Annotated in this window: 22 protein-coding genes and 2 tRNA genes; 19 read left to right on the top strand and 5 right to left on the bottom strand. The window is 41.9% G+C overall.

Annotated features, from left to right (window positions below; translation table 11 throughout):
- Together K358_RS0115215 and luxS are read left to right on the top strand one after the other, a co-directional pair.
- Positions 1–615 (top strand): transglycosylase SLT domain-containing protein, encoded by a 615-nt coding sequence (locus K358_RS0115215; protein WP_027697622.1) that lies wholly within the window; start codon positions 1–3, stop codon positions 613–615.
- Between the two features lie 39 nt (positions 616–654).
- Positions 655–1,173, top strand: coding sequence for an S-ribosylhomocysteine lyase (luxS, locus tag K358_RS0115210; protein ID WP_027697621.1), 519 nt, complete (start codon positions 655–657; stop codon positions 1,171–1,173).
- Between the two features lie 163 nt (positions 1,174–1,336).
- Here luxS and K358_RS0115205 read toward each other — a convergent pair whose 3' ends face one another.
- Together K358_RS0115205 and K358_RS0115200 are read right to left on the bottom strand one after the other, a co-directional pair.
- Complete coding sequence (locus K358_RS0115205; RefSeq protein ID WP_027697620.1) at positions 1,337–2,620, bottom strand: HlyC/CorC family transporter; 1,284 nt, start codon at positions 2,618–2,620, stop codon at positions 1,337–1,339.
- Between the two features lie 172 nt (positions 2,621–2,792).
- Complete coding sequence (locus K358_RS0115200; protein WP_027697619.1) at positions 2,793–3,587, bottom strand: cytochrome C assembly family protein; 795 nt, start codon at positions 3,585–3,587, stop codon at positions 2,793–2,795.
- A 298-nt stretch (positions 3,588–3,885) separates the two neighbouring features.
- Here K358_RS0115200 and ffh point away from each other — a divergent pair, with 298 nt between their 5' ends.
- The 8 genes from ffh to carB all read left to right on the top strand — a co-directional run bounded on the left by ffh (position 3,886) and on the right by carB (position 13,364).
- Entirely contained in the window at positions 3,886–5,256 is a 1,371-nt protein-coding gene (ffh, locus tag K358_RS0115195) for a signal recognition particle protein (protein ID WP_027697618.1), read from the top strand.
- Between the two features lie 244 nt (positions 5,257–5,500).
- Positions 5,501–5,749, top strand: a complete 249-nt coding sequence (gene rpsP / locus K358_RS0115190) for a 30S ribosomal protein S16 (RefSeq protein WP_027697617.1) — start codon at positions 5,501–5,503, stop codon at positions 5,747–5,749.
- 42 nt (positions 5,750–5,791) lie between these two features.
- The gene (gene rimM, locus K358_RS0115185; protein ID WP_027697616.1) at positions 5,792–6,325 is read left to right on the top strand and encodes a ribosome maturation factor RimM; all 534 of its coding nucleotides are present in this window, start codon (positions 5,792–5,794) and stop codon (positions 6,323–6,325) included.
- Between the two features lie 28 nt (positions 6,326–6,353).
- Complete coding sequence (gene trmD / locus K358_RS0115180) at positions 6,354–7,106, top strand: tRNA (guanosine(37)-N1)-methyltransferase TrmD (RefSeq protein WP_027697615.1); 753 nt, start codon at positions 6,354–6,356, stop codon at positions 7,104–7,106.
- 51 nt (positions 7,107–7,157) lie between these two features.
- Positions 7,158–7,511, top strand: coding sequence for a 50S ribosomal protein L19 (gene rplS / locus K358_RS0115175; RefSeq protein ID WP_027697614.1), 354 nt, complete (start codon positions 7,158–7,160; stop codon positions 7,509–7,511).
- A 120-nt stretch (positions 7,512–7,631) separates the two neighbouring features.
- Positions 7,632–8,441 carry a 4-hydroxy-tetrahydrodipicolinate reductase gene (gene dapB / locus K358_RS0115170; protein ID WP_027697613.1) on the top strand — a complete coding sequence of 270 codons (810 nt, stop codon included), beginning with the start codon at positions 7,632–7,634 and terminating at the stop codon, positions 8,439–8,441.
- Between the two features lie 521 nt (positions 8,442–8,962).
- Positions 8,963–10,117: a glutamine-hydrolyzing carbamoyl-phosphate synthase small subunit gene (gene carA, locus K358_RS0115165; protein WP_027697612.1), complete on the top strand. Its 1,155-nt coding sequence runs from the start codon at positions 8,963–8,965 to the stop codon at positions 10,115–10,117.
- Positions 10,118–10,133: 16 nt separating this feature from the next.
- Positions 10,134–13,364: a carbamoyl-phosphate synthase large subunit gene (carB, locus tag K358_RS0115160; RefSeq protein ID WP_027697611.1), complete on the top strand. Its 3,231-nt coding sequence runs from the start codon at positions 10,134–10,136 to the stop codon at positions 13,362–13,364.
- 306 nt (positions 13,365–13,670) lie between these two features.
- Here the strand turns inward: carB and dacB are convergent, their stop codons facing one another.
- Together dacB and K358_RS0115150 are read right to left on the bottom strand one after the other, a co-directional pair.
- A complete protein-coding gene (gene dacB / locus K358_RS0115155) occupies positions 13,671–15,092 on the bottom strand; it encodes a serine-type D-Ala-D-Ala carboxypeptidase (protein WP_038150264.1) in 1,422 nt (473 codons plus the stop codon).
- Positions 15,093–15,202: 110 nt separating this feature from the next.
- Positions 15,203–16,255, bottom strand: coding sequence for a porin (locus tag K358_RS0115150; RefSeq protein ID WP_027697609.1), 1,053 nt, complete (start codon positions 16,253–16,255; stop codon positions 15,203–15,205).
- 720 nt (positions 16,256–16,975) lie between these two features.
- Here K358_RS0115150 and greA point away from each other — a divergent pair.
- Positions 16,976–17,449 carry a transcription elongation factor GreA gene (greA, locus tag K358_RS0115145; RefSeq protein WP_027697608.1) on the top strand — a complete coding sequence of 158 codons (474 nt, stop codon included), beginning with the start codon at positions 16,976–16,978 and terminating at the stop codon, positions 17,447–17,449.
- A gap of 248 nt (positions 17,450–17,697) precedes the next feature.
- Here greA and yhbY read toward each other — a convergent pair whose 3' ends face one another.
- Positions 17,698–17,994, bottom strand: a complete 297-nt coding sequence (gene yhbY, locus K358_RS0115140; RefSeq protein WP_027697607.1) for a ribosome assembly RNA-binding protein YhbY — start codon at positions 17,992–17,994, stop codon at positions 17,698–17,700.
- A gap of 213 nt (positions 17,995–18,207) precedes the next feature.
- On the opposite strand from yhbY, the gene rlmE reads away from it, so the two are divergent.
- The 8 genes from rlmE (at position 18,208) to rimP (ending at position 24,835) form a co-directional block, all read left to right on the top strand.
- Positions 18,208–18,837: a 23S rRNA (uridine(2552)-2'-O)-methyltransferase RlmE gene (gene rlmE / locus K358_RS0115135; protein WP_027697606.1), complete on the top strand. Its 630-nt coding sequence runs from the start codon at positions 18,208–18,210 to the stop codon at positions 18,835–18,837.
- Between the two features lie 40 nt (positions 18,838–18,877).
- Entirely contained in the window at positions 18,878–20,866 is a 1,989-nt protein-coding gene (gene ftsH / locus K358_RS0115130) for an ATP-dependent zinc metalloprotease FtsH (RefSeq protein WP_083962843.1), read from the top strand.
- 124 nt (positions 20,867–20,990) lie between these two features.
- The gene (gene folP / locus K358_RS0115125; RefSeq protein WP_027697604.1) at positions 20,991–21,821 is read left to right on the top strand and encodes a dihydropteroate synthase; all 831 of its coding nucleotides are present in this window, start codon (positions 20,991–20,993) and stop codon (positions 21,819–21,821) included.
- 68 nt (positions 21,822–21,889) lie between these two features.
- On the top strand, positions 21,890–23,227 hold the full coding sequence (glmM, locus tag K358_RS0115120) for a phosphoglucosamine mutase (protein WP_038150262.1): 1,338 nt from the start codon (positions 21,890–21,892) through the stop codon (positions 23,225–23,227).
- Positions 23,228–23,439: 212 nt separating this feature from the next.
- A complete protein-coding gene (secG, locus tag K358_RS0115115) occupies positions 23,440–23,784 on the top strand; it encodes a preprotein translocase subunit SecG (RefSeq protein ID WP_027697602.1) in 345 nt (114 codons plus the stop codon).
- A 38-nt stretch (positions 23,785–23,822) separates the two neighbouring features.
- Positions 23,823–23,907, top strand: a tRNA-Leu gene (locus K358_RS0115110).
- Between the two features lie 67 nt (positions 23,908–23,974).
- A tRNA-Met gene (locus tag K358_RS0115105) sits at positions 23,975–24,051 on the top strand.
- Between the two features lie 328 nt (positions 24,052–24,379).
- On the top strand, positions 24,380–24,835 hold the full coding sequence (gene rimP, locus K358_RS0115100; RefSeq protein WP_027697601.1) for a ribosome maturation factor RimP: 456 nt from the start codon (positions 24,380–24,382) through the stop codon (positions 24,833–24,835).
- Positions 24,836–24,852: the final 17 nt, after the last annotated feature.

Below are 24,852 nucleotides of genomic sequence, written 5' to 3'. Positions count from 1 at the left end.
ATGGCTTGGGGGAGAAAACTATCCGTCAGCGTAATGCTTGGTATTAGTATCCTATTGTCTGGTTGTGCAACGCCGCCGCCAGATAATCAAGATAATATATGTGATATTTTTCGCCAATACCCCGATTGGTATGAAGATGCTTTAGATATGAATGATGAATATGGCGTGCCTATTCAGATTTCCATGGCATTTATGAAGCAAGAAAGCGCTTTTGTTGGTGATGCTAAGCCTCCTCGTTACTACTTTTTAGACTTTATTCCTTGGGGTAGAGTGAGTAGTGCGTATGGTTATGCGCAAGCCCAAAATCCGGTCTGGTCCGAATATCAAGACGAAGTGAGCTCTTGGTCTTCAAGGGATGACTTTGGCGATGCCATTATGTTTATCGGCTGGTATATTGATGGTTCACAAAAGAGCCTAGGTATTTCTAAGTGGGATACTTATAGCCAGTACCTTGCTTACCATGACGGTCGTGGTGGGTTTAAACGAAAGACATACGCGAGTAAGCCTTCACTGATTAAAGTAGCTCGCCGAGTAGAGCAAACTGCAAAAAATTATGGCTGGCAGTTGAAAAAGTGCCAAGCTGAACTGGAAGATAACCGCGGTTGGTTTTTTTAATTGAACCAATTGTGTTGCAAAGAATTAGGAGAATAAGCAATGCCTTTATTAGATAGCTTCACCGTCGATCACACTCGTATGAGCGCACCCGCAGTTCGTGTTGCCAAAACAATGCAAACACCAAAAGGCGATACTATTACGGTATTTGATTTACGTTTTTGTATCCCGAACAAAGATATTTTATCTGAGAAAGGGATTCATACTTTAGAGCATTTATACGCAGGCTTTATGCGTGCTAACTTAAACAGTAGTGAAGTGGAAATTATCGATATTTCACCAATGGGTTGCCGTACAGGTTTCTACATGAGTTTGATTGGTACTCCAACTGAACAACAAGTAGCCGACGCTTGGCTTGCAGCGATGAATGATGTATTGAAGGTAGAGGACCAAAACAAGATCCCTGAATTGAATGAATATCAATGTGGTACTTATTCAATGCACTCTTTGAATGAAGCACAAGAGATCGCTAAAAACATCATTGAGGCGGGTATTCAAGTCAATAAAAATGATGAACTAGCGCTACCTGAAAGCATGTTGCAAGAGCTTAAAGTAGACTAGTAGCGTATTACGAGTCTCGGGCGCTTCGCTGCTCGTATCTCGAATAAACGGTTACAGACAAAAGGACCCTTAGCTTGTTATAAGCTAAGGGTCCTTTTAAATAATATTACTTTCCATATAGAATCGAGCAACGAGAAGCTGGGCGCCCGAGACTCGAGCTCTGCTAATGCACCTTCTTCGGTTTCTTCTTCGAAGGGTAGACCTTCACTAACTTGATCTTGTTCTCGGCGATTTCGATTAATTCCATCTTATGATTCGCCACTTCAATACTGAGGTAACTTTCAGGAATATCTTCTAAATGCTCTAGAACCAAACCGTTTAATGTTCTAGGGCCATCGGTTGGTAGTTTCCAATTCAAGCCTTTGTTGATATCACGGATATTAGCACTACCTTCAATCAGGTAACTGCCGTCGCTTTGCGGTGTAATTTCATCGGCAAGGCTTGGAGACATTGAGGTAGTAAACTCACCAACGATCTCTTCAAGAATATCTTCTAAGGTAATTAAACCGATAATATCGCCGTACTCATCGACAATCATGCCAATGCGTTCTTTATTACGTTGGAATTTTAATAACTGAACGTTAAGCGGTGTTGCTTCTGGAATGAAATAAACTTCATCGGCAGAACGTAGTAATGTTTCTTTATTAAATTCATTTTTTTCAAGCATTAAGCGGTAGGCTTTACGCAGGCGCAACATGCCAACCACTTCATCAATCTGATCACGGTATAACACGACTCGACCATGGGCTGAATGGGTCAGCTGACGAACAATTGACTTCCAATCATCATTAATGTCGATGCCAGTGATTTCGTTACGAGGCACCATAATATCGTTCACCGTGACATGTTCTAAATCTAAGATTGAGATCAACATATCTTGGTGACGACGAGGGATAAGACTACCTGCTTCATTTACCACGGTACGGAGCTCCTCAGAACTTAGAGGATCGCCCGTTGAGTCCTCCGCTCTTACGCCTAATAAGCGTAATAGGCCATTAGTGATAAAGTTGACGAGAATAACAAGCGGTGACAGTGCCTTCATTAATATGCGTAATAAAATACTGCTGGTATAAGAAACTCGCTCTGGGTAAAGCGCTGCCAACGTTTTTGGTGTGATTTCGGCAAACACTAAAATGACTAAGGTGAGCGCACCTGTAGCAATTGCTACCCCATAATCACCATATAAACGCATCCCTATGATGGTGGCAATTGCCGAGGCAAGAATATTAACTAGGTTGTTACCAATTAAGATTAAGCCAATTAGGCGATCTGGACGTTCAAGGAGAGACTCAACCCGCTTAGCACCTTTGTGACCTTGATTTGCTAAATGCCGTAGGCGATAGCGGTTTAGCGACATCATGCCAGTTTCTGAACTAGAGAAATAAGCAGAAATGAGGATAAGTATTGCAAGTAGGGCAAACAACAGCCCCGTCGATATTTCACCCAAACTTAGGTTTTCCTTTGATTATTATAATTAGATTCAAACCATCGACATGATAATTTGAGGTTAGAAGTTATGACGAAATCTCATTACCCTGCCAATAGGTGTGACAATTATACCTAAGTGACCTCAAGATAGCTCTGAATTCTACATCTTGAGGTTACTTAGTGATAAAAAATCAGTTTAAAATTATTTCTCTTACAAAACGGCTGCCGAAGTAGGCCAGTGTGAGTAGGCTTGTGCCACTAATGGATAGCCAAAGTACTCTTCTACCACGCCAACCTTGTTGGTAATGCCCCCACAATAAGATGCAATATAAAACCCAAGCAATAAAGGAGAGAACACTTTTATGGGCATTAGGTGATGAGAACATACCTTCGGTGTAGATAGCACCAGTAATAAGTGTTGCGGTTAATAAAACCGTACCAATCAGTATGACCTTGAAAAGATGCCTTTCCACCATCATTAAAGGAGGAAGGTTAGGGTTAATGACCAATGACTTTTTGCTTTTTAGTTGATGATCAAGCCACGCCAATTGCAGGGCAAATAGAGCCCCGATGGTAAGCGTTGAATAAGCAAATAGCGCAATGGTGATATGAATCAGTAATTCAATTTTACCTTCAAAGTGGGTAATGAAGGTGCTTGGCAAAAAGTTAGCAGCGCATAGGTTAATTGCAGCAAAGCTATAAACGACAGGCAATAAAAACCAAAGACGTGTTTTCCACATCGAAACCGTGAGTACTAAACAGATAATAAAGCCAATTAAAGACGCGACATTCAGAATACTCATGTTCTGCCCATTAGGGTTAAAAATGAGATCGCTAATTAGCCAACCGTGAGTGGCGATGGCGAGAATGGCTAAACTAAATACCAGTTTAATTCTGATGCCAGAGCGGTGCACTAGCCCCGGGACGATCATGCAAGTCGCCGCGAAATATAAAATAACAGCAATGATTGAAAGCAAATTTTCCATATTACTCATTAAAAAATCCATCAGATAAGTGATTATAACTCGTATGCACAACATGGGCTACGTGTGTCATATAATTAAAGATTCTACCACTTTAAAGTGATGAATTATCCCTAATAAAGAAGAAAAAATAGTCAAGAATAGGAAAGTCAGTGAAACATCGAGCTTGCATCGTTATACTGTCTAGTACTAGAGAGCCAAATGGCCCAACTTAATTAGAGTAAAAAGCTGAAATATTCCTGAATCCTCAGTGTCTTCATTCGGCTTTTTCAATAAAACTTATGTTTAATTAGGCAGAATCATGTTTGATAATTTAACCGAAAGACTGTCCGGTACACTGAAAAACATCAGTGGCAAAGGGCGCTTAACAGAAGATAACATCAAAGATACCTTGCGCGAAGTGCGTATGGCGTTGCTTGAAGCGGATGTTGCCCTTCCTGTTGTTCGTGATTTCGTAAAACAAGTAAAAGAGCGTGCGGTTGGTATTGAGGTTTCTAAGTCTCTAACTCCAGGCCAAGAGTTTATTAAGATCGTTCAAGCTGAACTTGAGTCAGTGATGGGTGAGTCGAACGAAGCGCTAAATCTTGCCGCTCAACCACCGGCTGTCATTTTGATGGCGGGTTTACAAGGTGCGGGTAAAACCACCAGTGTTGGTAAATTATCGAAATTATTAACTGAGCGTGATAAGAAAAAAGTGCTGGTGGTGTCTGCCGACGTTTATCGTCCAGCCGCGATCAAACAGCTTGAAACCTTAGCGACTGAAGTTGGGACGGATTTCTTCCCATCTAGCGCTGATCAAAAGCCGATCGATATTGCTAATGCAGCCATCGATCACGCGAAGAAAAAATTCTATGATGTTGTGATTCTTGACACCGCTGGTCGTTTAGCGGTTGATGAAGAAATGATGTCTGAAATCAAAGACCTTCATCAAGCTATTAAACCGGTAGAAACGCTGTTTGTGGTTGATGCAATGACAGGTCAAGATGCGGCGAACACCGCAAAAGCATTTGGTGATGCACTACCGTTAACCGGTGTGATCCTAACTAAAGTAGATGGTGATGCGCGTGGCGGTGCGGCACTGTCGGTTCGTCATATCACGGGTAAGCCAATCAAGTTCTTAGGTGTTGGTGAGAAAACCGATGCATTAGAAGCTTTCCACCCCGATCGAGTTGCTTCACGAATTTTAGGTATGGGCGATGTTCTGTCTCTTATTGAAGACTTAGAGAAGAATGTTGATAAAGCCAAAGCCGAAAAAATGGCGAAGAAGTTCAAGCAGAAGAAAGGTTTTGACTTAGAGGATTTCCGCGAACAACTTGGCCAGATGCAAAACATGGGCGGTATGGCTGGCATGATGAACAAACTGCCAGGCATGGGTAATTTACCTGCTAATGTTAAAGATCAAGTTGACGATAAAATGTTCACGCAAATGGAAGCGATGATTAATTCGATGACCATGAAAGAGCGTGAACATCCTGAACTGATTAAAGGCTCACGTAAAAAACGTATCGCTGCTGGTTCAGGCACACAAGTTCAAGACGTTAACCGCATGCTAAAGCAGTTCACTCAAATGCAGAAGATGATGAAGAAAATGCAAAAAGGTGGAATGAAAGGCATGATGCGTAACATGCAAGGCATGATGGGCGGAGGGGGAATGGGCGGCTTCGGTCGTTAATTCTATCCCCAAGTAACTTCATCTAAATGCGTTCCGTGACATGAAGTGTTAACTCTGTCACACTATGTTTTGATGAAAACTTAAACATAAAGATACTTAAAGCTCTTGCATTGACTCTGAATAAGAGTAAAATTCGGGGGCTTTATTTTGGCACGAGGCCCCAAGTCGTTTTTATCCTCACATTGTGAGTGAAGAAACAAGGTTTGGGGCTAATTTAATTATTGAGAAAGCAAAAGAGGACGACATGGTAACCATTCGTTTGGCACGTCACGGCGCTAAGAAGCGTCCATTTTATCAAATCGTTGTAGCTGACAGCCGTTGTGCAGCAACTGGTCGCTACATTGAAAACGTAGGTTTCTTTAACCCTACAGCTCAAGGTCAAGAAGAAGGTCTACGTTTAGATCTAGATCGCGTTAACCACTGGGTTGGTCAAGGCGCATCTGTATCTGACCGTGTTGCTAAACTAGTTAAAGACGCTCAAAAAGCGGCTTAATTATTAGCACATTAGTAGTTGTAAAGGTTGAAGGTAAAAACAATGAGTAAACAACAAAACGAAAAAATCGTTGTAGGTAAGCTTGGTTCTTCTTACGGCATTCGTGGTTGGCTTAAAGTTTTTTCCTATACCGATAATGCTGAAAGTATTTTTGAGTACAGCCCTTGGTTTATTAAACAAAAGGGTCAATTGGTTCAATATAAAGTTGAAAGCTGGAAACGCCATAATAATGGTTATGTTTGTAAGCTTGAAGGCATTGATATTCGCGAAGACGCACAATTGTACGCTAACGTGGAAATCTGGATTGATCCAATCGCGCTACCTGAACTGTCAGAAGAGGAATTCTACTGGCGTGAGTTGTTTGGCATGCAAGTTTACACAACTCAAGGCTATCACCTAGGTGAAGTGACTGATTTGATGGAAACGGGCTCGAATGATGTTCTGGTAGTAAAAGCGAATTTAAAAGATGCCTTTGGCCAAAAGGAACGATTAATTCCGTTCCTTGAAGAGCAAGTGATCAAAAACGTTGATCGCACAGCTCAACGGATCGAAGTTGACTGGGATCCTGGATTCTAGACACCTAACTAGATAAGCGAGAAACACAATGTGGATTGGCATAATTAGCCTGTTTCCCGACATGTTCCGAGCCGTATCTGATTATGGTGTAACTGGTCAAGCGGTTAAAAAAGGTCTTTTATCATTAGAGTCATGGAATCCTCGTGATTTCACTCATGATAAACATCGCACTGTTGATGATAGACCTTACGGTGGTGGCCCTGGCATGTTGATGATGGTTCAGCCTTTGAGCGATGCCATTAATGCAGCCAAGCAAGCTTCACCGGGTAAGGCGAAAGTAATCTACCTATCTCCCCAAGGTCGTAAACTCGACCAACAAGGAGTAGAGGAGTTGGCAACCAATGAGAACTTGATTCTGATTTGTGGCCGCTACGAAGGAGTAGATGAGCGCATTATTGAATCCTATGTTGATGAAGAATGGTCGATAGGGGATTTTGTAATGACGGGTGGGGAAATCCCGGCCATGACGTTAATTGATTCAGTATCTCGGTTTGTTCCGGGTGTACTTGGAGATTTTGCTTCGGCAGAAGAAGATTCTTTTGCCAATGGCTTGTTGGATTGTCCACACTACACACGTCCTGAAGTGTTAAACCAGAAAACGGTACCAAGCGTACTGACTTCTGGAAATCACGAGGACATTCGTCGCTGGCGGTTGAAACAATCGCTAGGCCGTACTTGGCTTAGAAGACCAGAGCTTCTGGAAAACCTAGCTCTGACTGACGAACAGGAACAATTGCTGGCGCAGTTCATTAGTGAACAGCGGTCTTTGAAAAAAAGATAGAAGCAACTAGCCTAATAAATTTAGTATCAGTTTAATCTAGGAAATAGACACATGAGTAATATCATCAAGGCTCTTGAAGAAGAGCAAATGAAACAAGATATCCCTGCATTTGCACCAGGTGACACTGTTGTAGTTCAGGTTAAAGTTAAAGAAGGCGACCGTGAGCGTCTACAGGCATTCGAAGGCGTAGTTATCGCTAAGCGTAACCGTGGTCTTCACTCAGCATTCACAGTTCGTAAAATCTCGAACGGTGAAGGCGTTGAGCGTGCTTTCCAAACTCACTCTCCAATGGTTGATAGCATTGAAGTTAAGCGTCGTGGTGCAGTACGTCGTGCCAAGTTGTACTACCTACGTGAGCGTTCTGGTAAGTCAGCTCGTATCAAAGAGAAGCTGGCTAAGAAGTAACGCACGCTGCGTTCTCAAAGTAAACGGGTCCCATTTGGGACCCGTTTTTTTTTCTTCTTCCCATTCTTTTCTAAAAACGCTACATTCCTAATAACAAAATCATCAAAGGAGAGAGATGCAATGGTTCGTATTGCGATTGCAGGCGCAGCAGGTCGAATGGGCCGCAACTTAGTAAAAGCTACCCACTTAAATCCAAACGCTCAAGTAGGAGCAGGTTCGGAAAGACCTGAGTCATCATTAGTCGGTGTTGATATTGGTGAGCTTTGTGGTGAAGGGCAATTTTCCGTTGCATTAGTCGATGATTTATCAAAGGTTATTTCACAGTTTGATGTGATTGTTGATTTTACAGCTCCTAGCAGCACGTTAGCCAATATCGAACTTTGTAAATCGCATGGTAAAAAAATCGTGATTGGTACAACTGGTTTCTCTGAGGAAGAAAAGCAGCTTATCGATCAGGCTGCTAAAGAAATCTCTATCGTGATGGCACCCAATTACAGTGTTGGTGTGAACCTGATGTTCAAACTGTTAGAAAAAGCTGCCAAAGTGATGGGAGATTACTGCGATATTGAAGTGATTGAAGCTCATCACCGCCATAAAGTAGACGCACCATCGGGTACCGCTTTAGGTATGGGGGAAGCCATTGCTGGCGCGATGGGTAACAAACTCAGTGATGTTGCCGTTTATGCTCGTGAAGGGATTACCGGTGAAAGAACCAGAGATGAAATTGGTTTTGCAACCATCCGTGCTGGCGATATTATCGGTGAACATACCGCAATGTTCGCAGATATTGGTGAACGAGTTGAGATCACCCATAAAGCCACCGATCGTATGACATTTGCCAATGGTGCAATTAAAGCGGCCGTTTGGTTAGAAACACAACCGTCAGGCTTTTACAGCATGCAAGATGTATTGGGGTTAAATGAGTTGTAACGACTTATAGCTAGTACTTGAGTATATATTCATTTTAGAATCAGCGAAATATACCGAAAGTGTTACTTTCAACGAAAATCCGTTCAGATAGTGAGCGGTTTTTTTTGTGTTTTAGCCTGGCTGAAGAAACGATTACGTGAAATTGTTTTGTTGTTTTTATTATGGTCTATGGTGTTGCTCTGTGTTTGATGTCTGAAATTTGCAGTTATCTTGGCTGTTTTTGATGAAAAGTAGTCAGTTAATTTTTTATTGGGCGAAAATAATACTAAGTAAAGGTTTAGGCATCTTAGTGTGTGGTTAACGCCACTAAGAGATAGGTAGATTGTTGTTTTTGAGCCTTTAGTGAAATAAATGGGGTAAGTTGTCTTTTATTGTAGATTTCTTTTTCTAACACTATTGACACATTTAGCCACCATCTCTAGAATAGCGCCAATTTACCTAAATTCCATAATTATGGTGATTTAGAAAGATAAGAGCGAGAGCTTATACATTTATTTTGCATATTTATTCTGGAGGTTATCTTGAGTAATTCCGCACTGTTAGTCCTAGAAGATGGGACAGTGTTCCGCGGTCAATCCATTGGAGCAGATGGGTCCGCCGTTGGAGAAGTTGTTTTTAATACCTCGATGACGGGGTATCAAGAAATTCTCACTGATCCTTCCTATTCACAGCAAATCGTTACTCTAACTTATCCTCATATTGGCAATACCGGTACTAACTCAGAAGATGAAGAGTCCTCTTCAATCCATGCTCAAGGCTTAGTTATCCGTGATCTTCCTCTTATAGCTTCAAACTTCCGCAGTGAACAAACCCTTTCAGAATACTTAAAATCACAAAATATCGTCGGCATTGCTGATATTGATACACGTAAACTCACTCGTGTATTACGTGAAAAGGGTGCGCAAAACGGTTGTATCGTAGCGGGCCCTTCTTTTGGTGAAAAATCGCTAGATGAAGCACTGGCACTTGCTAAAGCTAAAGAATTCCCTGGCCTTAAAGGCATGGATTTAGCAAAAGTGGTTTCTACCAAAGAGTCTTATTCTTGGAAGCAAGGTTCATGGACCTTAACTGGCGGACTACCAGAAGCAAAATCTGATGCTGAATTACCCTACCATGTTGTGGCTTACGATTTCGGTGCGAAACGTAACATCTTACGCATGTTAGTTGACCGTGGTTGTCGCTTAACCGTGGTTCCAGCTGAAACCTCAGCGGAAGAAGTATTAGCGTTAAATCCAGATGGCGTATTCCTATCAAATGGCCCTGGCGATCCAGAACCTTGTACTTACGCCATTGAAGCGACCAAAACTTTCCTTGATAAAGGTTTACCTATTTTTGGTATCTGTCTTGGTCACCAGATCTTAGCCTTAGCCTCTGGCGCTCAAACCATCAAGATGAAATTTGGTCACCATGGTGCTAACCACCCAGTAAAAGATCTTGATCGTAACGTTGTAATGATCACTTCTCAGAACCACGGTTTTGCCGCGGATGAAGCAACATTACCAGACAACCTACGTGCGACTCACAAATCATTATTTGACGGTTCGCTACAGGGTATTCACCGTACGGATAAGCCGGCATTTAGCTTCCAAGGTCACCCTGAAGCAAGCCCTGGTCCACACGATGCTGCGCCATTGTTTGACCACTTCATTGAATTAATCGAACAACATAAGAAATAATTGGGAGTTGTAGAAAATGCCAAAACGTACTGACATAAAAAGCGTACTGATTTTAGGTGCTGGCCCAATTGTTATCGGTCAGGCTTGTGAATTTGACTACTCTGGCGCTCAAGCATGTAAAGCTCTGCGTGAAGAAGGTTACCGAGTTATCTTAGTTAACTCTAACCCAGCAACCATCATGACTGACCCAGAAATGGCCGATGCAACTTATATCGAGCCAATTCACTGGGAAGTGGTTCGTAACATTATTGCTAAAGAGCGCCCTGATGCGGTACTACCTACCATGGGTGGTCAAACGGCTCTGAACTGTGCACTTGATTTAGAAAAACACGGCGTACTTGAAGAGTTTGGTGTGGAAATGATCGGTGCGACCGCGGATGCAATTGATAAAGCAGAAGACCGTTCTCGTTTCGATAAAGCAATGAAATCAATTGGCCTAGAGTGTCCACGTGCGGATACGGCGAAATCGATGGAAGAAGCTTATAAAGTTCTCGATATGGTTGGCTTCCCTTGTATCATCCGTCCTTCATTTACTATGGGTGGTACCGGTGGTGGTATCGCGTATAACAAAGAAGAATTTGAAGAAATCTGCCGTCGTGGTTTAGATCTTTCACCAACTAATGAACTTCTTATTGATGAATCATTGATTGGTTGGAAAGAGTACGAGATGGAAGTGGTTCGCGATAAAGCGGATAACTGTATCATCGTATGTGCGATTGAAAACTTCGATGCAATGGGCATTCACACAGGTGACTCGATCACTGTGGCTCCAGCTCAAACTCTAACAGATAAAGAATACCAATTAATGCGTAACGCTTCTTTAGCGGTATTGCGTGAAATTGGTGTTGAAACAGGTGGTTCAAACGTACAGTTTGGTATCAACCCGAAAGATGGCCGTATGGTTATCATCGAAATGAACCCACGTGTATCTCGTTCATCAGCGCTTGCTTCTAAAGCAACAGGTTTCCCAATTGCTAAAATCGCAGCAAAACTGGCGATTGGTTATACGCTTGATGAGTTAATGAATGACATCACTGGTGGTGCAACGCCAGCATCATTTGAACCAACCATCGACTACGTTGTGACTAAGATCCCTCGTTTTAACTTTGAGAAATTTGCCGGTGCCAATGACCGTCTAACCACTCAAATGAAGTCGGTTGGTGAAGTAATGGCAATTGGCCGTAACCAACAAGAATCACTACAAAAAGCATTACGTGGCCTAGAAGTTGGTCGTGATGGTTTTGATGAAATGGTCGATTTGGATGCACCAGATGCATTGACTAAGATCCGCCAAGAATTGAAAGAAGCGGGTTGTGACCGTATTTGGTACATCGCTGATGCATTCCGTGCTGGCATGTCAGTGGATGGTGTATTCAATCTAACTAATGTTGACCGTTGGTTCCTAGTTCAAATCGAAGAGCTAGTGAAATTGGAAGAAGAAGTCAAAGCGGGCGGTTACGCTGGTCTAAACGAAGAAGTATTACGCAAAATGAAGCGCAAAGGCTTCGGTGATGCACGTTTAGCGAAACTACTTGGTGTGGCTGAAAGTGAAATTCGCCGTGCTCGTGAGCAATACAATATCCACCCAGTCTACAAGCGTGTTGATACTTGTGCTGCTGAGTTCTCTTCAGATACGGCTTACATGTACTCATCATACGATGAAGAGTGTGAAGCGAACCCAACTGACCGCGATAAAATTATGGTATTGGGCGGTGGTCCAAACCGTATCGGTCAAGGTATCGAATTTGACTACTGTTGTGTGCACGCATCACTGGCATTACGTGAAGACGGTTACGAAACCATCATGGTGAACTGTAACCCTGAAACGGTTTCTACCGATTACGATACGTCTGACCGTTTATACTTCGAACCAGTAACACTGGAAGATGTGCTTGAAATCGTACGTATCGAGAAGCCAAAAGGCGTGATCGTACAGTACGGTGGTCAAACGCCACTGAAACTGGCTCGTGCACTAGAAGCGGCTGGTGTGCCAATTATTGGTACTAGCCCAGATGCGATTGACCGCGCGGAAGACCGTGAGCGTTTTCAAACGGCAGTCGATCGTTTAGGTTTATTACAACCTGAAAATGCCACTGTAACCACAATGGAACAAGCGATTGAAAAATCACGTGAAATTGGTTACCCGTTAGTGGTTCGTCCGTCGTATGTACTTGGTGGTCGTGCGATGGAAATCGTATATGATGAGCAAGATTTACGTCGCTACTTCAACGAAGCGGTAAGCGTATCGAATGAATCTCCAGTTCTTCTAGACCTATTCTTAGATGATGCGGTTGAAGTTGACGTTGACGCGATTTGTGACGGCGAGCAAGTAGTGATTGGCGGTATCATGGAGCACATTGAGCAAGCCGGCGTTCACTCAGGTGACTCAGCATGTTCACTACCTGCTTATACCTTAAGAAAAGAAATCCAAGATGTTATGCGCGAGCAAGTTGAAAAGCTAGCGTTTGAGCTTGGTGTTCGCGGCTTGATGAATACTCAGTTTGCAGTTAAAGATGGCCAAGTATACTTAATCGAGGTGAACCCTCGTGCCGCGCGTACGGTTCCATTTGTATCAAAAGCAATTGGCGCCCCGATTGCTAAAATTGCCGCTCGCGTAATGGCTGGTCAATCTTTAGCATCACAAGGTTTCACTAAAGAAATCATTCCACCTTACTACTCAGTTAAAGAAGTTGTATTACCATTTAACAAGTTCCTAGGTGTGGATCCACTGTTAGGCCCAGAAATGCGCTCAACCGGTGAAGTGATGGGCGTAGGTAAAACCTTTGCTCAAGCGTTTGCGAAAGCGGAACTGGGTATTGGTAATGTTTACCCTGAAGGTGGCCGTGCACTGCTTTCTGTTCGTAAAGAAGACAAAGAGCGTGTTGTAGAGTTGGCATCTCAGTTAATCAAACTGGGTTACCAATTAGATGCAACACACGGTACAGCAGTCGTGCTAGGCGAAGCTGGTATTAACCCTCGTTTGGTGAATAAAGTACATGAAGGTCGTCCTCATATTCTTGACCGTATCAAGAACAATGAATACACCTACATTGTGAACACGGCAGCCGGTCGTCAAGCAATTGAAGACTCAAAAGTACTACGTCGCGGCGCATTACAAGAGAAAGTGAACTACACCACGACCTTGAATGCGGCTTTCGCAAGTTGTATGGCTCATAAAGAAGACAACCGCTCGAATGTTACCTCTGTACAAGAGTTGCATGCGAAAGTGAAAGAGTCTTTGGCGTAATAAGCAAACGTTAATAAACAAGCGTTAATAAGTAATAAAAATAAACCCACTTTAGTTGTTGTAGCTAAAGTGGGTTTTTGTTTAGTTGCGTTTCTCGGGGCTCGAGCGCTTTGCTTCTTGTCACTCGAAGTCAATACGGAAAGTTCGAGAAATTAAATAAACGCCATTGATGTGAATGTAATGATTTTAAATTGTTCACTCAACACTCACTAGTCTTTTCGGCTCCCGAGCGTAGCGTCCCCGTAACTCGTATCCACTCTTCTTTTTCGAGTCACGAGTAGCAAAGCGTCCTAGCTACGAGTACCGCTACTTTTCCTTCGTCGCCTTAATCAAATTCTGATAAAACGCTTGCTCAAATTGGGTTAGTGGTGGAATGGTGCTGGTATTATTTTGTGGGTGATAATCCGTCACTAATTGAACAAACATAGTTGTTGGTTCACCTTGCTCATTGAGTACGAAACCCGCCATATTGTGAGTGGCAAATAAAGAACCACTTTTCGCGACTATGTTGCCTTTTATTGGCGCTTTTCTCATGCTAGAGCGGTATTTTAATGTGCCGTCTATGCCTGCTGTTGGCATTAAGCGAATGAAGTCCAGGTTATGATCATTGGCTTTAATAAATTTTAATACTGAGTACAGTTGATTTGGAGTAACGCGGTTGTTACGAGACAGCCCTGAACCATCTTCTAAAACCGCATTAGATAAATCGACTTTGGCTTGTTTGTTTAAAATCTGCTTAATGGCTTCGGTGCCATTAGCAAAGGAACCCGCTTGATTAAAGTAATGTTCGCCTAAGGTTTTAGTTAAGTTGTTGGCGTATAGATTATCAGAGTCTTTTAGCATGTGCTCGAGTAGAACAGGCAATGGCACCGATAGATGTTTAGCCAGTACCTTTGTATTCTTGGCCTGCTTTTTGGTAGTAACAGCTGTTGCCAATTTAATGCTGCCTTTAAGCTTGATACCTTGTTCATCTAAGATTTGATGCAAGGTTGCCGATGCATACAAGAAGGCGTTTTGCACTGCAAAGTTAAGCGGTAATGGCTGATCTCGTTTCACTAAACAGCCTGATAAGCGGTAATGGTTAGCTGGAGTGGTAGTCAGTTCTAAATCACAGTACTGCTCTTTTTGTTGCTTACGGGTAATTGCTGTCGCTGTCGTACTGACATTGACAGGCTGATGCTTAGGCGTAAACACACGAGTGCTACCATCTGCATTGGTATAAATGGATGCCATCACACAGTTACCATTTAAGGTAATTGCGCTAGAAGGTGTGCTGTAACAAACGCCAAGAATATCCCACGGCCAACCAACCGCTTTTTCATAGCCAGTAAAAGCGCTGCTATCTAAGATAAGGTCGCCGCTAATTGTTGAGATGTTTGCATTTTTTAGCAGTTGACTAATGTCGGCGGAAGTTAAGCTCGGATCGCCAGAAAAGCGTACTACTAGATCCTTACCATTTTGCTCTAATTGTGTTGAGTAGCGAAAATCATCACCTAGTTCGATTTTAGCTGCCAGTGCGGTCACTAGCTTTAAGGTGCTAGCTGGTGGGAATAGCTGATCATTGTTTTGTCCCAATAATGTCGAGCTCGGTGACTTGGCGATTAAGCCCACTCGAGTCCCTGACGGTAGGATATCGCTACTTGGGAAATGTGGTTTTGGTAATGCAGCTTGTGATGAGAATGAACTCAACAAGAAGAAAAGATTAATAAAAACAAAAAATAAGCGCATTATTCACCTGTGGGGTAGGCATTGAAATTGAGCGCTAAGTATAAACAAAAACGCCTACTAAAATAAGTAGGCGTTTTAAGATTCTTATCTAACCTCTAAGAGGTGCTAGATTAGAATGCGTAGCGTAGACCAACTTGGATTTGGTCTTCAGTTTGTGCGTCAGTAGCAGCATCGCCGTCAGAAAGAAGGTTTAACTGGTATGCACCGTAAACAGTTGCGTGCTCACCAAAGTAACGAGCGTACTCAAAGTTCACATTGCTCATGTTTAGTGAATCAAATTGATCTTTATCAGCATCAAAGTAGTTGTATGTTAGGTTTACGTTGTTGTCGCCAAAAGTGTAACCAGCGTAAAGGTCAGCAGCGTTGAAGTCTGTTTCTGCAATAGAAGTATCAGCAGTGGAGATTGTACCGCCTTCATACGTTGCAGCAACTAAAATGCCATTTTTCGAGTAACGAGCAGCCGCTGTGTATGTGTTATTGTCGCCAGTACTGAATTGGTCATCACCTGCAGCATTAGCATCAGTTTGTGCATAACCTAAACCAAGCTCGATAGCGTCAGTGATTTTGTATGCAGCAATAACGCCAAAACCATCAGCATTTTGAGTTACAGGAGTACCATCTGAATCAGAGTCACCTTGAACACTTGCTTGAATAGTTAGCTTTTCAGTGTTGAATGCATAACGTAGAACATTGTTAGCACGGTCAGAAGTTGCAACGTTATATTCGTTGATGTAACCAGAGAACACTTCAGCCATATCGGTGAAGTTAGTTAGGTAAGTGAATGCGTTGTCTTGGTGACCGTAAGTTAGCGCACCGTAAGTTTGTGACGTTACACCAGCATATAGGTAACGAGTGTTGAATAATGCGTCGTCAGTATTAGTTGCATCTGATTGATCTTCAGTTACTTCAAACTCAGTAAAACCGATGAAAGAGATATCTTCATTTAGCTTTTGTTCACCACCAATGTTTAAGCGGATACGAGAAGCGTCTTTGTACATGTTGTCATCTTCAGCAGTTTTGTTTGCATCAGAGAAGTTAGCACGAACTTCAACACGGCCACCCATGTTTAAAGTAGAAGTGTCATCTTTGTAGATAGTTGCTGCAGAAGCTGCAGTTGATACTGAAGCAGCGGCCACTGCTAAAGCTAGTAATGTTTTTTTCATTGTATTAATCCTAACTGATTTTTAATTATCCATATATAGAATGAAAGCCATTCTATGGGGGCGAATTTTACTGCATTTTTCTTTTTAAACGTAATAAATTTCGTATTGATTTTAAGTAATTGTTATAAATTAACATAAATAAAACGCCTGGTTGTATTTATCCTAATCGTTTAATTGATTAAAGTTGGTAGCTAATGACTACTCTATAACTTTTGTTTGTATACACGCTTGTTGCATACATGGGTTTTATTTGATCCAACTAATATATAGTGCATATATTGATAGCTGGCATAAATAATTCCTACATGTGTTGTACCGTGTAAGTTCCCGCTCAAGATAGTCAAATGATCTCAAAATACCTAAAAATCATAACTCTCACAGTGGTTTTAGTTTTTTTGTTCTGGTATTTTTCATTTTATTCAGTAGGTTATGGTGGTGTCCTGGTTTTTGTGATGGAGATCTCAAGTTTGATTTTTTTAGATTTTAGCCACGAAATTGACTAAAAGTAGTTGTGTTTTAGAAAAAAGTTAAAGTTTTAAAAGTGCCTGTATTTTCAATGAAATGTGATTGAGATCTTATTTTTATAGTGACGAAATAACCAAGTTTAATTACACTAGTTGCCAATTAAATATTCTAACGGCACCTACTCAGCAACAAGTTGAGTGGGTATTTTTTGTCTGAGGTTCGCTCTTTGGAGTTGAAGTCGGAGTGAGGTTTAAAATGGATAAAGTCCCAATGACCGTGTGTGGTGAGCAATTACTACGTACAGAATTAGAAGCATTATTAAAGCGCCGCCCATTGATCTCGGCGGCAATTGCCGAAGCGCGTGAATTAGGTGATTTAAAGGAAAATGCTGAATACCATGCTGCTCGTGAAGAACAAGGCATTTGTGAAGCTCAGATCCGCGATATTGAGTATAAGTTGTCGGTTGCTCAAGTAATTGATGTGTCTAAGATGGAAAATACCGGAAAAGTTATTTTTGGAACGACGGTAACTTTGCTTGATATTGATACTGACAAAGAAGTGAAATATACAATTGTCGGTGACGATGAAGCTGACATTAAAGCTGGTAAAATTTCAGTAAGTTCACCAATTGCTCGTGGTTTGATCGGTAAAATGGAAGGTGATGAAGTGGTTATCTCAACCCCAGGTGGCGATAAAGATTTTGAAATCACTCAGGTAGATTATATTTAAGCATCCAGAGTAAGATATTTATTTAAAAAAGCCGCAGTTAATGCGGCTTTTTTGTATAAGATGGAAGCGAGGTGTGGAGACGTTTTGATCGAGTAACGAAAAGCTTAAACGTGCTTTAGTTGACGTATGCTATGTGATGCATAAGTGCTTTTATTCGCAACTCTAAGCGCTCTCTGAACTAGTAACATAAAAAAGATCGCACTAGGCGATCTTCTATTTGAAATGAATTGAAAACAGCAAGTAAGTGGTTACTTACGAGGGATCTCAATTTTACGCTGCTCGCTTTGACGGAATAAAACCAAAATTTTACCAATAGTTTGTACTTTTTCCGCTTTAGTTTCACGAACAATGGCGTCTATAATTAGCGACTTTGTTTCACGGTCTTCAGAAGCGACTTTGACTTTAATCAGCTCGTGATGGTCAAGTGCAAGCTCAATTTCCGCAAGAACAGCTTCAGTCAATCCATTTGCGCCCATTAGCACGACAGGTTTTAAATTGTGAGCTAGTCCTTTCAAGTGCTGCTTTTGTTTGGTGCTTAGGTTCATTGTGCGGCCATTTTTTTATAGTATAAGGGTTGAAAACATCTATTTTAGCGCCATCTATTGTGGAAGACTATATTTTCCGTAATAGTTTTTATATCCAAGTGACTTAAAGTCACTTGGATATGTTAATCGCAACGGCTCTTGTGATGTTTTCTGCAGTAGCAGAAGCTTTCTACCATAGAGTGTAGGAAGCGTTGAATAATCAGTAGGAATAAAATGAGTAAGAAAAAACACTCGGCTAGTTCTGGTCGTTGGTTACAAGAGCATTTTGATGATAAGTATGTAGCAGAAGCCCAAAAGCGAGGTTACCGTTCACGTGCTATTTTCAAAATTGAAGAGATTCAAGAGAAAGATAAACTCTTAAAACCTGGAATGACAGTAGTAGATTTAGGTGCAGCACCTGGCGGCTGGTCTCAATATGCTGCTGAAATTGTAGGCGATGAAGGACAAGTAATAGCTTGTGACATTTTATCTATGGATTCAATCGTAGGTGTTAGCTTTCTTCAAGGGGATTTTCGTGAAGAAGCCGTATTAGATGCCTTACTAGAACGCATTCAACCTGATATGGTGGATGTAGTTATGTCTGACATGGCGCCTAATATGAGCGGAAACCTTGCTGTAGACCAACCAAGAGCTATGTATTTAGTTGAATTAGCGTTGGATATGTGTCGACAAGTTCTAGCTCCTGATGGTAGTTTTATAGTTAAGGTATTCCAAGGCGAAGGCTTTGATCAGTACGTCAAAGATGTACGAGATATGTTTAAAGCTGTAAAAATTCGTAAACCAGACTCTTCACGTGCGCGTTCTCGTGAGGTATATATCGTAGCTACAGGATATAAACTGTAGTAATCTACTTTTAATTAATAGTGACCGAGAGGCTGACACCTTGAGTGACATGGCAAAAAATTTAATTTTATGGCTAGTAATCGCCGTAGTTTTGATGTCAGTTTTCCAGAGCTTTGGGCCTGGGGACAGTAACGGAAAAGCGATTGATTACACATCCTTTGTAAAAGACGTTGGTCAAGGCCAAGTTCGTGAGGCAAAGTTTAAGGATAGAGAAATTACCTTTGTTCGAACTGATAATTCTCGCAATGTAACTTATATGCCAGTTTATGATGATAAGCTTCTCGACGATCTTATTAATCAAAACGTGAAAGTATCGGGTACAGCACCAGAGCAACAAAGCTTATTAAGTACTATCTTTATCTCTTGGTTCCCAATGATCTTACTGATCGGGGTGTGGATTTTCTTCATGCGACAGATGCAAGGCGGCGGCGGTAAAGGCGCTATGTCGTTTGGCAAGAGTAAAGCTCGCATGATGGGTGAAGAACAAATCAAAACAACTTTTGCCGACGTTGCTGGTTGTGACGAAGCAAAAGAAGACGTAAAAGAGCTGGTTGATTACCTACGCGACCCTAGCCGTTTTCAAAAACTTGGTGGTAAAATTCCAACAGGTGTATTGATGGTTGGTCCTCCAGGTACAGGTAAAACTTTATTGGCGAAAGCAATTGCTGGTGAAGCAAAAGTACCATTTTTTACTATTTCTGGTTCTGATTTCGTAGAAATGTTTGTTGGTGTTGGTGCATCTCGTGTGCGTGATATGTTTGAACAAGCCAAGAAAGCATCTCCTTGTATTATCTTTATCGATGAAATTGATGCGGTAGGGCGTAAACGTGGTGCAGGTGTTGGTGGCGGTCATGATGAACGTGAACAAACACTAAACCAAATGCTGGTTGAAATGGATGGTTTTGAAGGTAATGAAGGTATTATCGTTATTGCGGCAACTAACCGCCCTGACGTACTAGACCCTGCATTGCTTCGCCCTGGCCGTTTTGACCGTCAAGTTGTGGTTGGCTTACCTGACGTTCGAGGTCGTGAGCAAATTCTAAAAGTACATATGCGTAAAGTTCCGCTAGCGGAAAATGTTGAGCCATCGCTGATTGCTCGTGGTACACCTGGTTTTTCCGGTGCCGATCTTGCAAACCTAGTAAACGAAGCTGCATTATTTGCTGCTCGTGGTAATAAACGCAATGTATCTATGGTTGAGTTTGAGCTTGCTAAAGACAAAATCATGATGGGCGCAGAGCGTCGTTCAATGGTGTTGACGGAAGAAACCAAAGCATCGACGGCATACCACGAGGCAGGGCATGCGATTGTTGGCCGTTTAGTGCCAGAACATGACCCGGTTTATAAAGTATCCATTATTCCACGTGGCCGTGCGCTGGGTGTGACGATGTACTTGCCTGAACAAGATCGTGTGAGTATGTCTCGCCAACACTTAGAGTCTATGATTTCTAGCTTGTATGGTGGTCGTTTGGCTGAAGAACTTATTTATGGTTCAGATAAAGTGTCAACCGGTGCCTCAAACGACATCGAACGTGCAACGGATATTGCTCGCAAAATGGTCACTCAATGGGGCTTCTCTGAAAAACTTGGACCATTGCTTTATGCCCAAGAAGATGGTGAAGTCTTCATGGGGGCTGGAATGTCTCAAGCTAAACAAGTATCGGATGAAACCGCTCGCTTGATTGATCAAGAAGTACGAATTCTTATAGACCGTAACTATGAACGTGCTAAAAAGATATTAGAAGATAATATGGATATCATGCATGCAATGAAAGATGCGCTGATGAAATATGAAACTATTGATGCTGGTCAGATTGATGACTTGATGAATCGTGCAGAGACAGTTCGTGCTCCACAAGGCTGGACTGATAGCGAAGTGAAAACTGCTGAGCCGACTGCTAAGGCACCTGATGCCAAAGTAGAAGAAGATAAGGTAGAAGAAACCAAGTCTGAGGAAGCTAAAGGTGAAGCGAAGCCTGATTCTGAACAGTCACAAGATGACAATGAATCAAAAAATAAAGATTCATAAGCTTTTATAAGCATACTCAAGCCCTGATGAAAGTCGGGGCTTTTTGCTTTTTACCTTACAGAAGAAATCATCTTTACTTTAATCTCCAATCTCTCCTAAGCAAATTGTGAGTAATATTCTTGTTATGAAATTAATTTTTAATCACAAACAACTTGATCTTAGCCGTCCTCAAATTATGGGGATTTTAAATGCCACGCCTGACTCTTTTTCTGATGGTGGCAAGTTTAATCTACTTGATAAAGCTCTCCTACAAGTTGACGCTATGATAGCGGCGGGGGCGACTATTATTGATATTGGTGGTGAGTCGACGCGTCCTGGCGCAAAAGAAGTATCGCTAGAAGATGAATTAAATCGGGTTATTCCACTGGTTAAAGCGATCCGCCAAAAATCTGATGTCTGGATTTCTATTGATACCAGTAAAGCGGAAGTGATGAAGCAAAGTATCGAATGTGGTGCTGATATTATTAATGATGTGCGCTCTCTTAGCTTACCTGGGGCGCTAGATGTGGTTGCCAAAGCAAATGTTCCTGTTTGTATTATGCATATGCAAGGTGAGCCTAAAACCATGCAAGATAATCCTGAATATCATGACGTATTACAAGATGTCGATGACTTTCTGACTCTGCGTATCGATGAGTGTGTTACGGCAGGAATTAAGCGCGAGAATATAATTATCGATCCAGGTTTTGGCTTTGGTAAAACTTTAGCGCATAATTATCATTTACTGGCAAACCTTGAACGTTTTCATCAATATAAGTTACCGATTCTTGCAGGAATGTCGAGAAAGTCTATGGTATCGAAGGCTTTGAATAAGCCAACTAGTGAATGTGTTATAGGCAGTGTGGTTTGCGCGACTATTGCTGCTCAGCAAGGGGCTCAAATTATTCGAGTCCATGACGTACAAGAAACTCAAGATGCCATGCGTATTCTTGAAATGATTCAAACTAATCAATAATTCAATTTAATTAATGGTGGTTATTCATATTTGCCATTAATAAGCCGCTTGAAGAATAAGGACAAATCATGTCAACGAGAAAATATTTTGGTACCGATGGTGTACGTGGCAAAGTTGGTGACTATCCAATTACTCCTGATTTTGTATTAAAGCTAGGTTGGGCTGCGGGCCGTGTATTAGCCAAACAAGGGACCAAGCAAGTTATTATAGGTAAAGATACTCGCATCTCTGGCTATATGCTGGAATCGGCATTAGAAGCGGGTCTGGCTGCTGCTGGGTTAAAAGCGATCTTAACTGGCCCAATGCCAACACCTGCTGTTGCTTATTTAACGCAAACATTCCGAGCAGAAGCGGGCATTGTGATCTCGGCATCTCATAATCCTTACTACGATAACGGTATTAAGTTCTTTTCATCGGAAGGCACCAAATTGCCAGATGATATTGAACTGGCGATTGAAGCGGAACTGGAAAAAGATATCGAATGCGTTGAATCAGCCATGCTGGGTAAAGCTAAGCGCATGGTCGATGCGGCAGGTCGTTATATTGAGTTTTGTAAGAGTACTTTCCCTAATGAATTAAGTTTGAAAGGCTTAAAGATCGTAGTCGATTGCGCACATGGTGCGACGTATCATATTGCTCCGAGTGTCTTTACTGAATTAGGTGCTGATGTTATTGCGATGGGGTGTGAGCCAAATGGTCTGAATATCAATGATCAAGTTGGAGCGACGGATGTAAATGCTTTACAGCAGCGTGTTATTGATGAAAAAGCAGATCTGGGCTTAGCATTTGATGGCGACGGTGACCGAATCATCATGGTTGACGAACTAGGCAACAAAGTCGATGGCGACCAAATTGCTTATATCATTGCTCGCGATGCCCTGCGTCGTGGTGAGCTGAAAGGTGGGGTAGTCGGTACTTTGATGACTAACCTAGGCATGGAAAACGGCTTGAAACAGCTAGGTATCCCTTTTGTTCGTTCAAAGGTCGGCGACCGCTACGTAATGGAACAGTTATTAGAAAAAGGCTGGAAAATTGGTGCAGAGAACTCTGGCCATGTTATTTTGCTTGATAAAGTGACAACGGGGGATGCGATTGTTGCCGCACTACAAGTGCTTGCTTCAATTGTCGGCAGTAAACTATCACTCAGTGCCTTAGCATCAGGAATGACGCTATATCCGCAAGTTTTGGTGAATGTACGTTTCGCAGGTGATAGCGATCCGTTGCAAAACCAAGCGGTACTTGATTCAGTTAAAGATGTTGAATCTAAATTGGGCGATAAAGGCCGAGTACTATTACGTAAATCAGGTACCGAACCACTGATTCGAGTAATGGTTGAAGGTGAAGATGCCCAGTTAGTTGAATCTTCGGCGAATGCAATTGCTGAAAAAGTTAAAGAGAATTGCTAAAACAACTCAAGGCTGGTGGTGAATCGTCACTGGCCTGTTTATTGTTGTTTTGTCCCTTTTTTAATCGTTTGAACCGCAAGTTATACTTTTTTGGCAATTTTCACTTGTCAGTTAGTGTCGCTTTGGTTAGTATCACTGCGCCTCATTAGGGAGGTGCGTTATTGTTTTTAATTAAAAGCAATAGCTCAAAAATTTAGAACATAGGTGGAAAAATGTTAACAGTTCTACTTGTGATTTATCTACTGGTTGCGCTTGGTGTAATTGGCCTAGTGTTGATTCAGCAAGGTAAAGGCGCAGACATGGGAGCCTCTTTCGGGGCTGGAGCATCAAATACAGTATTTGGCTCTGGTGGCTCAGGTAATTTCCTTACCCGTTCAACAGCGATCTTCGCAACAATTTTCTTTATCATCAGTTTGGTTCTTGGCCATATGTCAACAGCGAAGCATGAATCTAAGTTTGCTGCACCACAATTAAGTGTTGAGCAGAAGACTGATAAAGAACAAGTTGCTACTGATGAAATTCCAGCGCCTAAGAGCGGTGACGAAATTCCTCAGTAATTGTTACTTTGGTAACAGTTATTCTTAATAAGAATATTGCCGAGATGGTGAAATTGGTAGACACGCTAGCATGAGGTGCTAGTGCCTTATGGTGTGGGGGTTCAAGTCCCCCTCTCGGCACCATTGTTTGTAAAGCTTGTAATGTCTATTGCAGCGAGTATAATGCGCTTAGATAGAAAGCAAAATCGGACGCGGGGTGGAGCAGCTTGGTAGCTCGTCGGGCTCATAACCCGAAGGTCGTCGGTTCAAATCCGGCCCCCGCAACCAATCCTTTATAGGATATGCTGTTATAAGTTTTCGTGTTAAAAGTCTGACTTTTGACACAGCTAAGCAAAATATATGCTTAGTAATATCAGGGTCCAGCAATAAAAAACCCCGACTTATCGGGGTTTTTTATTATCTGCATAACTTGATTGGTCAAAATTGACCGTTCAAATTATTGACTATGCAGATAATGCATGGTGTTTGAATTGGGCTTTAAGCCCTTTTTTTGTTTCTGGACGATTGGCTTTAAGTGTAGCTTCTTGGTTTTGTTGGCTTTTTTATGTGTTAAAGCGACAGAGAGTGTGGAGAAGGCTTCATTTCCGGAGAGAGTATGACTGGTTTAGAAAAACAATTAACCGAATTATTGGAAGCGCCAGTGGCAGCTTCTGGTTATGAATTAGTTGGCTTGGAATTTATCCGAGCTGGTGAGCACTCCACATTGCGTATTTTTATTGATCATGAAAATGGCATCAATGTTGATGATTGTGCAGAGGTTAGCCGCCAAGTAAGCGCGGTGATGGATGTTGAAGATCCAATTACGGTTGCATATAACTTAGAAGTTTCCTCACCAGGTTTAGAACGTCCACTGTTCAAGCCTGCTCACTACCAACAATTCATCGGTCACGATGTAAACTTGGTGTTGAAAATGGCGGTCAATAACCGTCGTAAGTGGAAAGGCGTGATTACTGCTATTGAGGGTGAAATTGTTACCATTACCCTAGATGGCACCGAAGAACAATTTGCTTTAAGTAATATTTCTAAAGCTAACTTGATACCAAAATTTTAAGTCTGAAGAGGCGATAA

This window comes from Vibrio litoralis DSM 17657, assembly GCF_000426765.1.
GTDB lineage: Bacteria > Pseudomonadota > Gammaproteobacteria > Enterobacterales > Vibrionaceae > Vibrio > Vibrio litoralis.
The sequence above is the reverse complement of the archived record's forward strand: the minus strand, read 5'-3'. Positions and strand labels throughout refer to the sequence as shown.